Origin of the sequence: Citrobacter sp. CK202, assembly GCF_030333225.1 — a bacterium.
Classification (GTDB): domain Bacteria; phylum Pseudomonadota; class Gammaproteobacteria; order Enterobacterales; family Enterobacteriaceae; genus Citrobacter_B; species Citrobacter_B koseri.
The window spans coordinates 21,791-35,670 of record NZ_JAOWGI010000021.1; the positions used below are offsets into that span (position 1 = coordinate 21,791).

12 protein-coding genes are annotated in these 13,880 nt (G+C 53.4%); 11 read left to right on the forward strand and 1 reads right to left on the reverse strand.

Going from position 1 to position 13,880, the window contains the following annotated elements:
• Window positions 1-7: 7 nt before the first annotated feature.
• The 11 genes from atpA (at window position 8) to phoU (ending at window position 13,043) form a co-directional block, all read left to right on the forward strand.
• Entirely contained in the window at window positions 8-1,549 is a 1,542-nt protein-coding gene (gene atpA / locus OGX84_RS05835; RefSeq protein WP_012000831.1) for a F0F1 ATP synthase subunit alpha, read from the forward strand.
• A gap of 50 nt (window positions 1,550-1,599) precedes the next feature.
• Window positions 1,600-2,463, forward strand: a complete 864-nt coding sequence (gene atpG, locus OGX84_RS05840) for a F0F1 ATP synthase subunit gamma (protein WP_047460091.1) — start codon at window positions 1,600-1,602, stop codon at window positions 2,461-2,463.
• A gap of 26 nt (window positions 2,464-2,489) precedes the next feature.
• Complete coding sequence (gene atpD, locus OGX84_RS05845; protein ID WP_012000829.1) at window positions 2,490-3,872, forward strand: F0F1 ATP synthase subunit beta; 1,383 nt, start codon at window positions 2,490-2,492, stop codon at window positions 3,870-3,872.
• 20 nt (window positions 3,873-3,892) lie between these two features.
• Window positions 3,893-4,312, forward strand: coding sequence for a F0F1 ATP synthase subunit epsilon (locus OGX84_RS05850; RefSeq protein WP_012000828.1), 420 nt, complete (start codon window positions 3,893-3,895; stop codon window positions 4,310-4,312).
• A 312-nt stretch (window positions 4,313-4,624) separates the two neighbouring features.
• Complete coding sequence (gene glmU, locus OGX84_RS05855) at window positions 4,625-5,995, forward strand: bifunctional UDP-N-acetylglucosamine diphosphorylase/glucosamine-1-phosphate N-acetyltransferase GlmU (protein WP_058668322.1); 1,371 nt, start codon at window positions 4,625-4,627, stop codon at window positions 5,993-5,995.
• A 241-nt stretch (window positions 5,996-6,236) separates the two neighbouring features.
• Entirely contained in the window at window positions 6,237-8,066 is a 1,830-nt protein-coding gene (glmS, locus tag OGX84_RS05860) for a glutamine--fructose-6-phosphate transaminase (isomerizing) (protein ID WP_012000825.1), read from the forward strand.
• Between the two features lie 319 nt (window positions 8,067-8,385).
• Window positions 8,386-9,426 carry a phosphate ABC transporter substrate-binding protein PstS gene (gene pstS, locus OGX84_RS05865; RefSeq protein WP_024130085.1) on the forward strand — a complete coding sequence of 347 codons (1,041 nt, stop codon included), beginning with the start codon at window positions 8,386-8,388 and terminating at the stop codon, window positions 9,424-9,426.
• Window positions 9,427-9,570: 144 nt separating this feature from the next.
• Complete coding sequence (gene pstC / locus OGX84_RS05870; RefSeq protein WP_012000823.1) at window positions 9,571-10,530, forward strand: phosphate ABC transporter permease PstC; 960 nt, start codon at window positions 9,571-9,573, stop codon at window positions 10,528-10,530.
• Window positions 10,530-11,420: a phosphate ABC transporter permease PstA gene (gene pstA, locus OGX84_RS05875; protein WP_012000822.1), complete on the forward strand. Its 891-nt coding sequence runs from the start codon at window positions 10,530-10,532 to the stop codon at window positions 11,418-11,420. The genes pstC and pstA overlap by 1 nt, the downstream gene beginning before the upstream one ends.
• Window positions 11,421-11,530: 110 nt before the next feature.
• Window positions 11,531-12,304 (forward strand): phosphate ABC transporter ATP-binding protein PstB, encoded by a 774-nt coding sequence (gene pstB / locus OGX84_RS05880; RefSeq protein WP_012000821.1) that lies wholly within the window; start codon window positions 11,531-11,533, stop codon window positions 12,302-12,304.
• A 13-nt stretch (window positions 12,305-12,317) separates the two neighbouring features.
• Complete coding sequence (phoU, locus tag OGX84_RS05885) at window positions 12,318-13,043, forward strand: phosphate signaling complex protein PhoU (RefSeq protein WP_012000820.1); 726 nt, start codon at window positions 12,318-12,320, stop codon at window positions 13,041-13,043.
• Between the two features lie 121 nt (window positions 13,044-13,164).
• Here phoU and yieH read toward each other — a convergent pair whose 3' ends face one another.
• Window positions 13,165-13,830, reverse strand: coding sequence for a 6-phosphogluconate phosphatase (yieH, locus tag OGX84_RS05890; protein WP_049008777.1), 666 nt, complete (start codon window positions 13,828-13,830; stop codon window positions 13,165-13,167).
• Window positions 13,831-13,880: the final 50 nt, after the last annotated feature.

Below are 13,880 nucleotides of genomic sequence, written 5' to 3' on the forward strand. Positions count from 1 at the left end.
CTGGAGCATGCAACTGAATTCCACCGAAATCAGCGAACTGATCAAGCAGCGCATTGCTCAGTTCAATGTTGTGAGTGAAGCTCACAACGAAGGTACTATTGTTTCTGTAAGTGACGGTGTTATCCGCATTCACGGCCTGGCCGATTGTATGCAGGGTGAAATGATCTCCCTGCCGGGTAACCGTTACGCTATCGCACTGAACCTGGAGCGCGACTCTGTAGGTGCGGTTGTGATGGGTCCGTACGCTGACCTTGCCGAAGGCATGAAGGTTAAATGTACTGGCCGTATCCTGGAAGTTCCGGTTGGCCGTGGCCTGCTGGGCCGTGTGGTTAACACCCTGGGCGCGCCAATCGACGGTAAAGGTCCGGTTGAGCACGACGGCTTCTCTGCTGTTGAAGCTATCGCGCCGGGCGTAATCGAACGTCAGTCCGTTGATCAGCCAGTTCAGACGGGTTATAAAGCCGTTGACTCCATGATCCCAATCGGTCGTGGTCAGCGTGAATTGATCATCGGTGACCGTCAGACCGGTAAAACCGCTCTGGCAATCGACGCCATCATCAACCAGCGTGATTCCGGCATCAAGTGCGTCTACGTGGCTATCGGCCAGAAAGCGTCCACCATCTCTAACGTGGTTCGTAAGCTGGAAGAACACGGCGCGCTGCAAAATACCATCGTTGTGGTTGCCACCGCATCTGAATCTGCCGCACTGCAATACCTGGCGCCGTATGCCGGTTGCGCAATGGGCGAATACTTCCGCGACCGCGGCGAAGATGCGCTGATCATCTACGATGACCTGTCCAAACAGGCTGTTGCTTATCGTCAGATCTCCCTGCTGCTCCGTCGTCCGCCAGGACGTGAAGCATTCCCGGGCGACGTATTCTACCTCCATTCTCGTCTGCTGGAGCGTGCTGCGCGTGTTAACGTTGAATACGTTGAAGCCTTCACGAAAGGTGAAGTGAAAGGGAAAACCGGTTCTCTGACTGCGCTGCCGATTATCGAAACCCAGGCGGGTGACGTTTCTGCGTTCGTTCCGACCAACGTAATTTCTATTACCGATGGTCAGATCTTCCTGGAAACCAACCTGTTTAACTCTGGTATTCGTCCTGCGGTTAACCCGGGTATCTCCGTATCCCGTGTTGGTGGTGCGGCGCAGACCAAGATCATGAAGAAACTGTCCGGTGGTATCCGTACCGCGCTGGCGCAGTATCGTGAACTGGCGGCGTTCTCCCAGTTTGCATCTGACCTTGACGATGCAACCCGTAAACAGCTTGACCACGGTCAGAAAGTGACTGAACTGCTGAAACAGAAACAGTATGCGCCGATGTCCGTTGCGCAGCAGTCTCTGGTTCTGTTCGCGGCAGAACGTGGTTATCTGGCGGATGTAGAACTGGCGAAAATCGGTAGCTTCGAAGCCGCTCTGCTGGCTTACGTCGACCGTGATCACGCTCCGTTGATGCAAGAGATCAACCAGTCCGGTGGCTATAACGACGAAATCGAAGGCAAGCTGAAAGGCATCCTCGATTCCTTCAAAGCAACCCAGTCCTGGTAACGTCTGGTGGCCTGCCTTAAGGCAGGCCGCAAGGCATTGAGGAGAAGCTCATGGCCGGCGCAAAAGAGATACGTAGTAAGATCGCAAGCGTCCAGAACACGCAAAAGATCACTAAAGCGATGGAGATGGTCGCCGCTTCCAAAATGCGTAAATCGCAGGATCGCATGGCGGCCAGCCGTCCTTATGCAGATACCATGCGCAAAGTGATTGGTCACCTTGCGAACGGTAATCTGGAATATAAGCACCCCTATCTGGAAGAACGCGACGTTAAGCGCGTGGGCTACCTGGTGGTGTCGACCGACCGTGGTCTGTGCGGTGGCTTGAACATTAACCTGTTCAAGAAACTGCTGGCGGATATGAAAGCATGGTCCGATAAAGGCGTTCAGTGCGACCTCGCAATGATCGGCTCTAAAGGCGTGTCTTTCTTTAGTTCCGTAGGTGGCAATGTTGTCGCCCAGGTGACGGGTATGGGGGATAACCCATCCCTGTCCGAACTGATCGGCCCGGTAAAAGTGATGTTGCAGGCCTATGATGAAGGCCGTCTGGACAAGCTTTACATTGTCAGCAACAAATTTATTAACACCATGTCTCAGGTTCCGACTATCACTCAGCTGCTGCCGTTACCGGCTTCAGAGGATGATGAACTGAAACGTAAAACCTGGGATTACCTGTACGAACCCGATCCGAAAGCGCTGCTGGATACCCTCCTGCGTCGCTATGTGGAATCTCAGGTTTATCAGGGCGTGGTAGAAAACCTGGCCAGCGAGCAGGCCGCACGTATGGTGGCGATGAAAGCCGCGACCGACAATGGCGGTAGCCTGATTAAAGAGTTGCAGTTGGTATACAACAAAGCTCGTCAGGCCAGCATTACTCAGGAACTCACCGAAATCGTCGGTGGTGCATCCGCGGTATAACCAGGTTAATTCGTAGAGGATTCAAGATGGCTACTGGAAAAATTGTCCAGGTAATCGGCGCCGTAGTTGACGTCGAGTTCCCTCAGGATGCCGTACCGCGCGTGTACGACGCCCTTGAGGTGCAGAATGGTAATGAACATCTGGTGCTGGAAGTTCAGCAGCAGCTCGGTGGCGGTATCGTACGTACCATCGCCATGGGTTCTTCCGACGGCCTGCGTCGTGGTCTGGATGTGAAAGACCTTGAGCACCCGATCGAAGTCCCGGTAGGTAAAGCAACGCTGGGTCGTATCATGAACGTACTGGGCGAACCAGTAGACATGAAAGGCGAGATCGGTGAAGAAGAGCGTTGGGCTATCCACCGTGCGGCACCGTCCTACGAAGAGTTGTCAAACTCTCAGGAACTGCTGGAAACCGGTATCAAAGTTATCGACCTGATGTGTCCGTTCGCGAAGGGCGGTAAAGTGGGTCTGTTCGGTGGTGCGGGTGTAGGTAAAACCGTAAACATGATGGAGCTGATCCGTAACATCGCGATCGAACACTCCGGTTACTCCGTGTTTGCGGGCGTAGGTGAACGTACTCGTGAGGGTAACGACTTCTACCACGAAATGACCGACTCCAACGTTATCGACAAAGTATCCCTGGTTTACGGCCAGATGAACGAGCCGCCGGGAAACCGTCTGCGCGTTGCGCTGACCGGCCTGACCATGGCGGAGAAATTCCGTGACGAAGGTCGTGACGTTCTGCTGTTCGTCGACAACATCTACCGTTACACCCTGGCCGGTACGGAAGTATCCGCACTGCTGGGTCGTATGCCTTCAGCGGTAGGTTACCAGCCGACCCTGGCGGAAGAGATGGGTGTTTTGCAGGAACGTATCACCTCCACCAAAACCGGTTCTATCACCTCCGTACAGGCGGTATATGTACCTGCGGATGACTTGACTGACCCATCTCCAGCCACCACCTTTGCGCACCTTGACGCAACCGTGGTACTGAGCCGTCAGATCGCGTCTCTGGGTATCTACCCGGCCGTTGACCCGCTGGATTCCACCAGCCGTCAGCTGGACCCGCTGGTTGTTGGTCAGGAGCACTACGACACCGCGCGTGGCGTACAGTCTATCCTGCAACGTTACCAGGAACTGAAAGACATCATCGCCATCCTGGGTATGGATGAACTGTCTGAAGAAGACAAACTGGTGGTAGCTCGCGCACGTAAGATCCAGCGCTTCCTGTCCCAGCCGTTCTTCGTGGCAGAAGTATTTACCGGTTCTCCGGGTAAATACGTCTCCCTGAAAGACACCATCCGTGGCTTTAAAGGCATCATGGAAGGCGAATACGATCACCTGCCGGAGCAGGCGTTCTACATGGTCGGTTCCATCGACGAAGCCGTGGAAAAAGCCAAAAAACTTTAACGCCTTAATCGGAGGGTGATATGGCAATGACTTACCACCTGGACGTCGTCAGCGCAGAGCAACAAATGTTCTCTGGTCTGGTCGAAAAAATCCAGGTAACGGGTAGTGAAGGTGAACTGGGTATTTACCCGGGCCACGCGCCGCTGCTCACCGCCATTAAGCCTGGTATGATCCGCATCGTTAAACAGTTCGGTCATGAAGAGTTTATCTACCTGTCTGGCGGCATTCTTGAAGTGCAGCCTGGCAGCGTGACCGTACTGGCTGATACCGCGATTCGCGGCCAGGATCTCGACGAAGCGCGAGCTCTGGAAGCGAAACGTAAGGCTGAAGAGCGCATTAAGAGCTCTCATGGTGACGTGGATTACGCTCAGGCATCTGCGGAACTGGCCAAAGCGATCGCCAAACTGCGCGTTATCGAGTTGACCAAAAAAGCGATGTAACACCGGCTTGAAAGCATAAAAACCAGTCTGAAATCAGGCTGGTTTTTTTTTGCCTGAATGTTATTCCGTGCTCTTTCATCTTTATTCATGGGTCAAAAAAATAGCAAAAACATTAACCTAAGCCTTTAATGAAAGGTAAGTCTGACTTTTCTGAAGACAAAAGGCAGGGCGATGAACGAAAATATCCCATTAACAAGCGGTGAAAACCCCGCATTGAGCGTTTTCTCTTCTGCCCATTTCACGATGAAAAAAATGTAGTATTTTCAATGTGAAACGGTATAAATTCGTTCTCAAATTACAGTCAGGACGCGTATGTTGAATAGTGCTATGAGCGTAGTGATCCTTGCCGCAGGCAAAGGCACGCGTATGTATTCCGATCTTCCTAAAGTGCTGCATACCCTTGCGGGAAAAGCGATGGTTCAGCATGTCATTGATGCCGCTAATGAATTAGGCGCATCTCAGGTGCATCTGGTCTATGGCCACGGCGGCGATCTGCTTAAAAACACCCTTAAAAATGACAACCTGAACTGGGTTTTGCAGGCAGAGCAGCTGGGGACGGGTCATGCGATGCAGCAGGCGGCGCCGTTCTTTAGCGATGACGAAGACATTTTAATGCTCTATGGCGATGTGCCGCTGATCTCTGTGGAAACCTTACAGCGTCTGCGTGACGCCAAACCGCAGGGCGGCATTGGTTTGTTAACCGTGAAGCTGGACGATCCGAGCGGTTACGGTCGTATTACGCGTGAGAACGGTAAAGTGACCGGCATCGTTGAGCATAAAGATGCCACCGACGAACAGCGTCAGATCCAGGAAATCAATACCGGTATCCTGATCGCTAATGGTGCGGACATGAAGCGCTGGCTGGCGAAACTGACCAACAATAATGCTCAGGGTGAATATTACATTACCGACATCATTGCGCTGGCGTATCAGGAAGGCCGCGAAATCGCTGCTGTACACCCGGATCGTTTAAGCGAAGTGGAAGGCGTAAACAACCGTTTGCAACTCTCTCGTCTGGAACGCGTTTATCAGTCCGAACAGGCCGAAAAGCTGCTGCTGGCCGGTGTGATGCTGCGCGATCCCGCGCGTTTTGACCTGCGCGGCGCTCTGACCCACGGGCGCGATGTTGAAATTGATACTAACGTTATCATCGAAGGCAACGTCACGCTGGGTCACCGCGTGAAGATTGGCGCGGGTTGCGTTATTAAAAACAGCGTAATTGGCGATGACTGTGACATCAGCCCGTACAGCGTGGTGGAAGATGCGCACCTGGAAGCGGCCTGTACTATTGGTCCGTTTGCCCGTCTGCGCCCTGGCGCGGAACTGCGGGAAGGCGCTCATGTCGGCAACTTCGTTGAAATGAAAAAAGCGCGTCTGGGGAAAGGTTCGAAAGCGGGCCACCTGAGCTATCTGGGTGATGCGGAAATTGGCGACAACGTGAATATTGGCGCGGGCACCATTACCTGCAACTACGATGGCGCAAATAAATTCAAAACGATTATTGGCGATGATGTGTTTGTCGGTTCTGATACTCAGCTGGTGGCGCCAGTTACCGTGGGTAAAGGTGCGACCATCGCTGCCGGCACAACCGTTACCCGCAATGTCGCGGATAACGAACTGGTATTAAGCCGCGTGCCGCAGGTGCATAAGCAGGGCTGGCAGCGTCCGGTGAAGAAGAAGTAAGTCTTTTTGCCGGATGGCGGCTTTGCCTTATCCGACCTACGTTCGATGACGTTCTGTAGGCCGGATAAGCGTAAGCGCCATCCGGCAGATGAGGGATGAGGCGATAAAGATATATCGCTCGCCCAAAAGCAGTACCTATAAAAATAACCCCACTCTCTACAAGGCTCGGGGCGCCCGGAATACGGGTATTAACAGGTCAGCGGCAACGACAGGCTTAATGCCAAAATCGGAATTAAATACTATGTGTGGAATTGTTGGCGCTATCGCGCAACGTGATGTAGCTGAAATCCTTCTCGAAGGTTTACGTCGTCTGGAATACCGTGGTTATGACTCTGCCGGTCTGGCCGTGGTTGATGCGGAAGGTCACATGACCCGTCTGCGTCGCCTTGGTAAAGTACAGATGCTGGCCCAGGCAGCAGAAGACCATCCTCTGTCTGGCGGCACCGGTATTGCTCACACCCGCTGGGCGACCCACGGCGAACCTTCGGAAGCAAACGCGCATCCGCATGTTTCTGACCACATTGTGGTGGTGCATAACGGCATCATCGAAAACCATGAACCACTGCGTGAAGAACTGAAAGCGCGTGGTTATACCTTCGTTTCTGAGACCGACACCGAAGTGATTGCTCACTTAGTGCACTGGGAGCTGGAACAGGGCGGGACGCTGCGTGAAGCGGTTATGCGTGCGATTCCGCAACTGCGCGGCGCGTACGGCACGGTAATCATGGATACCCGTCACCCGGATACGCTGCTGGCGGCGCGCTCTGGCAGCCCGCTGGTTATCGGTCTGGGTATGGGCGAAAACTTTATCGCTTCCGACCAGTTGGCGCTGCTGCCGGTAACCCGTCGCTTCATCTTCCTGGAAGAAGGCGATATTGCGGAAGTGACCCGTCGTTCGGTCTCCATTTTCGATAAATCCGGCGCGGAAGTGAAACGTCAGGATATCGAATCCAGTCTGCAATATGACGCTGGCGATAAAGGTATTTACCGCCACTACATGCAGAAAGAGATCTACGAACAGCCGAATGCGATTAAAAATACGCTGACCGGGCGTATCAGCCACGGTGAAGTGGATTTAAGCGAGCTGGGGCCAAAAGCGAACGAATTGCTGTCTCAGGTTGAACATATTCAGATTATCGCCTGCGGCACGTCGTATAACTCCGGTATGGTCTCTCGCTACTGGTTTGAATCGCTGGCCGGTATTCCGTGCGACGTCGAAATCGCCTCTGAATTCCGCTATCGCAAATCCGCCGTGCGTCGTAACAGCCTGATGATCACCCTGTCTCAGTCTGGCGAAACGGCGGATACCCTTGCCGGTCTGCGCTTGTCGAAAGAGCTGGGCTATCTGGGTTCTCTCGCCATCTGTAACGTTCCGGGTTCTTCCCTGGTGCGTGAATCCGATCTGGCGATGATGACCAACGCCGGGACGGAAATCGGCGTGGCCTCCACCAAAGCGTTTACCACTCAGCTGACCGTTCTGCTGATGCTGGTGGCGAAGCTGGCGCGTCTGAAAGGTCTGGATGCGTCTATCGAGCACGATATTGTTCACGGTTTGCAGGCGCTGCCGAGCCGTATCGAACAGATGCTGTCTCAGGACAAGCGTATCGAAGCGCTGGCGGAAGATTTCTCTGACAAACACCATGCCCTGTTCCTGGGCCGTGGCGATCAGTATCCGATCGCGCTGGAAGGCGCGCTGAAGCTGAAAGAGATCTCTTATATTCACGCAGAAGCGTATGCGGCAGGTGAGCTGAAACACGGCCCGCTGGCGCTGATCGACGCAGATATGCCGGTTATCGTGGTGGCGCCGAACAACGAATTGCTGGAAAAACTGAAATCCAACATCGAAGAAGTCCGCGCCCGTGGCGGCCAGTTGTACGTCTTCGCCGACCAGGATGCCGGTTTTGTCAGCAGCGACAACATGCACATCATTGAGATGCCGCATGTGGAAGAGGTGATTGCACCGATCTTCTACACCGTTCCGCTGCAACTGCTGGCGTATCACGTTGCGCTGATCAAAGGCACCGATGTGGACCAGCCGCGTAACCTGGCGAAATCAGTTACCGTTGAGTAATCGTGACGATGCCCTGCGAAAGCGGGGCATTTTTTTCTGCGCTGTTCTGTTTTTAATCAATTCTCCCGTCGTTTTAATGTGACAAACCGTCATCTTCAGCTACTGTTTTCAGTGTCATAAAAAGAAAATTTTCATGAAATCACATTGTCATGAAGTGAATTAACTGATTGTTTATAAAATGTTTTTTCTGTGATTTATTTCATCAGTTTTCGTTGTCATAAAACTGTCATATTTCGTACATTTAACTGTCACCTGTTTGTCCTATTTTGCTCATCGTAGCCACTTAACAATGATTTACGAAAATCTTGCAGGAGACATTATGAAAGTCATGCGTACCACTGTCGCAACTGTTGTCGCCGCGACTTTATCCATGAGCGCGTTCTCTGCTTTCGCAGCAGCGAGCCTGACAGGTGCAGGTGCAACTTTCCCTGCGCCGGTGTATGCCAAATGGGCTGATACCTATCAGAAAGAGACCGGTAGCAAAGTAAACTACCAGGGTATCGGCTCCTCCGGTGGTGTAAAACAAATTACGGCTAACACCGTTGATTTCGGTGCATCCGACGCTCCGTTGTCTGATGAAAAACTGGAGCAGGAAGGTCTGTTCCAGTTCCCGACCGTCATTGGCGGCGTAGTGCTGGCGGTGAATATCCCGGGTCTGAAGTCTGGCGAACTGGTGCTGGATGGGAAAACCCTGGGTGACATCTACCTGGGTAAAATTAAGAAGTGGGATGATGAAGCCATCACCAAACTGAATCCGGGTCTGAAACTGCCTTCTCAGAACATCGCCGTTGTGCGTCGTGCAGATGGTTCCGGCACTTCTTTCGTTTTCACCAGCTACCTGGCGAAAGTGAACGAAGAGTGGAAATCTAAAGTCGGCGCTGGCTCTACCGTTAACTGGCCGACCGGTCTGGGCGGTAAAGGTAACGACGGTATCGCCGCATTCGTACAGCGTCTGCCGGGCTCTATCGGCTATGTTGAATACGCTTATGCGAAGCAGAACAACCTGGCTTACACCAAACTGATTTCAGCGGATGGTAAACCAGTAAGCCCGACCGAAGAGAGCTTTGCTAACGCCGCGAAAGGCGCTGACTGGAGCACCTCTTTCGCTCAGGATCTGACGAACCAGCAAGGTGACGATGCGTGGCCAATCACTTCCACCACCTTCATCCTGGTCCACAAAGAGCAGAAGAAACCTGAGCAGGGCGCCGAAGTGCTGAAGTTCTTCGACTGGGCATACAAAAATGGCGGCAAACAGGCGAATGACCTGGATTACGCCAGCCTGCCGGACAGCGTTGTTGAGCAGGTTCGTGCAGCATGGAAGACCAATGTGAAGGACAGCAGCGGTAAAGCGCTGTACTAATAGAATATCTTTAACGAACTGGCGGATGGCGCTACGCTTATCCGCCCTACAGTTCCGACTGTAGGCCCGATTTGTAGGCCGGATAAGCGTAGCGCCATCCGGCATGGGCAACTTCGTAAACGCGTTTAATGGAAAGAGTAATTTATGGCTGCAACCAAGCCTGCTTTTAACCCGCCGGGTAAAAAGGGTGACATGATATTCAGCGCGCTGGTAAAACTGGCTGCGCTGATTGTGCTATTGATGTTGGGTGGCATTATTGTCTCGCTGATTATCTCCTCCTGGCCAAGCATTGAGAAGTTTGGCTTCTCGTTCCTGTGGACTAAAGAGTGGGACGCGCCAAACGATATCTACGGCGCGCTGGTTCCCATTTATGGCACGCTGGTTACCTCGTTTATCGCTCTGCTGATCGCCGTTCCGGTGAGCTTCGGTATTGCCCTGTTTCTGACGGAACTGGCGCCGGGCTGGCTGCGTCGCCCGCTGGGCATCGCCATCGAACTGCTGGCGGCTATCCCCAGCATCGTCTACGGCATGTGGGGCCTGTTTATCTTCGCGCCGCTGTTTGCCACCTGGTTCCAGGAACCAGTCGGGAATATTCTTTCCAACATTCCGTTTGTTGGCGCACTGTTCTCCGGCCCGGCATTTGGTATCGGTATTCTGGCGGCGGGCGTCATTCTCGCCATTATGATCATTCCTTACATCGCGGCAGTTATGCGCGATGTCTTCGAACAAACCCCGGTGATGATGAAAGAGTCGGCCTACGGCATCGGTTGCACCACCTGGGAGGTTATCTGGCGTATCGTCCTTCCGTTCACCAAAAATGGGGTGATTGGCGGCGTTATGCTGGGACTGGGTCGTGCGCTGGGAGAAACCATGGCGGTGACCTTTATCATCGGTAACACCTACCAGCTCGACAGCGTTTCGCTGTACATGCCGGGCAACAGTATTACCTCTGCGCTGGCGAACGAATTTGCCGAAGCGGAGTCTGGTCTGCACGTTGCCGCGTTGATGGAACTGGGTCTGATTCTGTTTGTGATTACCTTCATTGTGCTGGCGATTTCTAAGCTGATGATTATGCGTCTGGCGAAGAATGAGGGGGCACGCTAATGGCTACGCTTGAAATGCAAACGACCGCAGAACTGGCGGAATCCCGCCGTAAAATGCAGGCTAAGCGCCGCACGAGAAACCGCATCGCATTGACGCTCTCAATGGCGACGATGGCGTTTGGGCTGTTCTGGCTCATCTGGATCCTGATGTCCACCATTACGCGTGGTTTCGACGGCATGTCGCTGGCGCTGTTTACCGAAATGACGCCGCCGCCGAATACCGCTGGCGGTGGTCTGGCGAACGCCCTGGCGGGGAGCGGACTGTTAATTTTGTGGGCGACGGTATTTGGTACGCCGCTTGGCATCATGGCGGGGATCTACCTGGCGGAATATGGTCGTAAATCCTGGCTTGCGGAAGTGATACGTTTCATTAACGACATCCTGCTTTCCGCGCCGTCTATCGTGGTCGGTCTGTTTGTTTACACCATCGTGGTGGCGCAAATGGAGCACTTCTCCGGTTGGGCGGGCGTGATTGCGCTAGCGCTGCTACAGGTGCCTATCGTCATTCGTACCACAGAGAACATGCTGAAACTGGTGCCGGATAGCCTGCGTGAAGCGGCTTATGCGCTGGGGACGCCGAAATGGAAAATGATCTCGGCGATTACCCTGAAAGCCTCTATTTCTGGGATCATCACCGGCGTACTGCTGGCGGTTGCCCGTATTGCGGGTGAAACCGCGCCGCTGCTCTTTACTGCGCTTTCCAACCAGTTCTGGAGCACCGACATGATGCAGCCTATCGCTAACCTGCCGGTCACTATCTTTAAATTTGCGATGAGTCCGTTCGCGGAGTGGCAGCAACTGGCCTGGGCTGGGGTGTTGATCATTACCCTGTGCGTATTGTTGCTGAATATTCTGGCGCGCATCATTTTTGCGAAGAGTAAACACGGTTAATTTCAGGTGCCGGATGGCGGCGTAAACGCCTTATCTGGCCTACAGATGTGAACAGCGGTTAATTTTTTACGGCGCGGCCAACGGCGACGCCGAATGAGGAAGAGATTGAAATGAGTATGGTTGATACTGCTCCGGGTAAGATTCAGGTTCGTGATTTGAACTTCTACTACGGCAAATTCCATGCCCTGAAGGATATCAACCTGGATATCGCGAAGAACCAGGTCACGGCGTTTATTGGGCCGTCTGGCTGTGGTAAATCCACACTGCTGCGTACCTTTAACAAAATGTATTCGTTGTATCCAGAGCAGCGCGCGGAAGGCGAGATCCTGTTGGATGGCGATAATATCCTTACCAATACCCAGGATATCGCTCTGCTGCGTGCCAAAGTGGGGATGGTGTTCCAGAAGCCGACGCCGTTCCCGATGTCTATCTATGACAACATCGCTTTTGGCGTGCGCCTGTTTGAGAAACTGTCTCGCGCCGATATGGACGAACGCGTTCAGTGGGCGTTGACCAAAGCCGCATTATGGAACGAAACCAAAGATAAATTGCACCAGAGCGGGTACTCTCTCTCGGGTGGTCAGCAGCAGCGTCTGTGCATTGCGCGTGGTATCGCCATTCGCCCGGAAGTTCTGCTGTTGGATGAGCCGTGTTCAGCGCTGGACCCGATTTCCACCGGGCGTATTGAAGAGCTGATCACTGAGCTGAAGCAGGACTACACCGTGGTGATCGTGACGCACAACATGCAGCAGGCTGCGCGTTGTTCCGACCACACGGCGTTTATGTATCTGGGCGAGTTGATTGAGTTCAGCAACACGGACGATCTGTTCACTAAGCCCGCTAAAAAGCAAACCGAAGATTATATTACTGGCCGCTACGGTTGATTTGGAGCTAACCATGGACAACCTAAACCTTAACAAACACATTTCCGGCCAGTTCAACGCAGAACTGGAAAGCATCCGCACCCAGGTGATGACCATGGGCGGCATGGTGGAGCAACAGCTTTCTGATGCGATCACCGCGATGCATAATCAGGATAGCGAACTGGCGAAACGCGTTATTGACGGCGATAAGCACGTCAACATGATGGAAGTGGCGATCGATGAAGCGTGCGTGCGCATCATTGCCAAACGCCAGCCGACAGCGAGCGACCTGCGCCTGGTGATGGCGATCATCAAAACCATCGCTGAACTGGAGCGCATTGGCGACGTGGCGGACAAAATTTGTCGTACCGCGCTGGAGAAATTCTCCCACCAGCACCAGCCGCTGCTGGTGAGCCTGGAGTCGCTGGGGCGTCACACCGTACAGATGCTGCATGACGTGCTGGACGCGTTCGCGCGAATGGATATTGACGAAGCGGTGCGTATCTACCGTGAAGACAAGAAAGTTGACCAGGAATACGAAGGTATCGTGCGTCAGCTGATGACCTACATGATGGAAGATTCGCGCACCATTCCAAGCGTGCTGACCGCGCTGTTCTGCGCACGCTCCATTGAGCGCATCGGCGACCGTTGCCAGAATATCTGCGAGTACATCTTCTACTTCGTGAAGGGACAGGATTTCCGCCACGTCGGCGGTGACGAGCTGGATAAACTGCTGGCAGGCAAAGATCCGAAGGAATAAGCGGCTTGTTGCGTTCGCCGGGATCCCCCGGCGTCGCTATTGTAGGCCGGATAAGGCGTTACGCCGCATCCGGCATTCTGCGCCATTCGCCTGATGGCGCTTTGCTTATCAGGCCTACGGTTTAATCGACGATATTCCAACCCCGCGCCTTCCACAATTCCGGCAACTGCGCCAGATCGGTAAACGTCGTCACTTTCGGATGATCGATCGGTTTGTTGTGCGGATCGGCGCAGAAGTAGAACACCTCCATTCCCGCATCGATTCCCGACCGGGCGCCGGCACTGGAATCATCCACCAGAATGCAATTCTCCACGTTAACGTTCATGGCTTTCGCCGCGTGGAACATCAGAGCCGGATCGGGCTTCCAGCGTTGAATGTCATAGCCGCTGAACAATTTTTCTGGAAAATGATGCAACATGCCCAGCTTGCCCAGTGAATGCTGCATTTTGCTGACCGGGCCGTTAGAGACAACGCACATCGGCACCGTCATGCTGTCCAGCAGCGCATTTGCCCCTGCGATCACCTCCAGTTCTGAGTCGAACAGGCGTGCGACCTCGGCGCGGTAAACGGGTTCTAAATCCGCTTTTGCTAACGACACACCCTGCTCCTCGTTAATGATATCGATGATTTCGTAGAGTTTTACGCCTTTAAAGCGTTTGAACACCTCTTCGAGATCGAGCGTGATGCCGAATTCCTGGAACATCGCGACATACGCGCGGGAGCAAATGACTTCACTGTCGACCAGCGTACCGTCGCAGTCGAAAAATACCGCTTGAATCTGGGACATGCTTTCTTTTCTCGCTAGTTTAACGTTTTCGTAATGCCTTATTGTGCGAC

Bases quoted from the DNA above. Each gene is read 5' to 3' on its own strand.
- atpA (WP_012000831.1), top strand. From the start codon at position 8: ATGCAACTGAATTCCACCGAAATCAGCGAACTGATCAAGCAGCGCATT.
- atpG (WP_047460091.1), top strand. From the start codon at position 1,600: ATGGCCGGCGCAAAAGAGATACGTAGTAAGATCGCAAGCGTCCAGAAC.
- atpD (WP_012000829.1), top strand. From the start codon at position 2,490: ATGGCTACTGGAAAAATTGTCCAGGTAATCGGCGCCGTAGTTGACGTC.
- OGX84_RS05850 (WP_012000828.1), top strand. From the start codon at position 3,893: ATGGCAATGACTTACCACCTGGACGTCGTCAGCGCAGAGCAACAAATG.
- glmU (WP_058668322.1), top strand. From the start codon at position 4,625: ATGTTGAATAGTGCTATGAGCGTAGTGATCCTTGCCGCAGGCAAAGGC.
- glmS (WP_012000825.1), top strand. From the start codon at position 6,237: ATGTGTGGAATTGTTGGCGCTATCGCGCAACGTGATGTAGCTGAAATC.
- pstS (WP_024130085.1), top strand. From the start codon at position 8,386: ATGAAAGTCATGCGTACCACTGTCGCAACTGTTGTCGCCGCGACTTTA.
- pstC (WP_012000823.1), top strand. From the start codon at position 9,571: ATGGCTGCAACCAAGCCTGCTTTTAACCCGCCGGGTAAAAAGGGTGAC.
- pstA (WP_012000822.1), top strand. From the start codon at position 10,530: ATGGCTACGCTTGAAATGCAAACGACCGCAGAACTGGCGGAATCCCGC.
- pstB (WP_012000821.1), top strand. From the start codon at position 11,531: ATGAGTATGGTTGATACTGCTCCGGGTAAGATTCAGGTTCGTGATTTG.
- phoU (WP_012000820.1), top strand. From the start codon at position 12,318: ATGGACAACCTAAACCTTAACAAACACATTTCCGGCCAGTTCAACGCA.
- yieH (WP_049008777.1), bottom strand. From the start codon at position 13,830: ATGTCCCAGATTCAAGCGGTATTTTTCGACTGCGACGGTACGCTGGTC.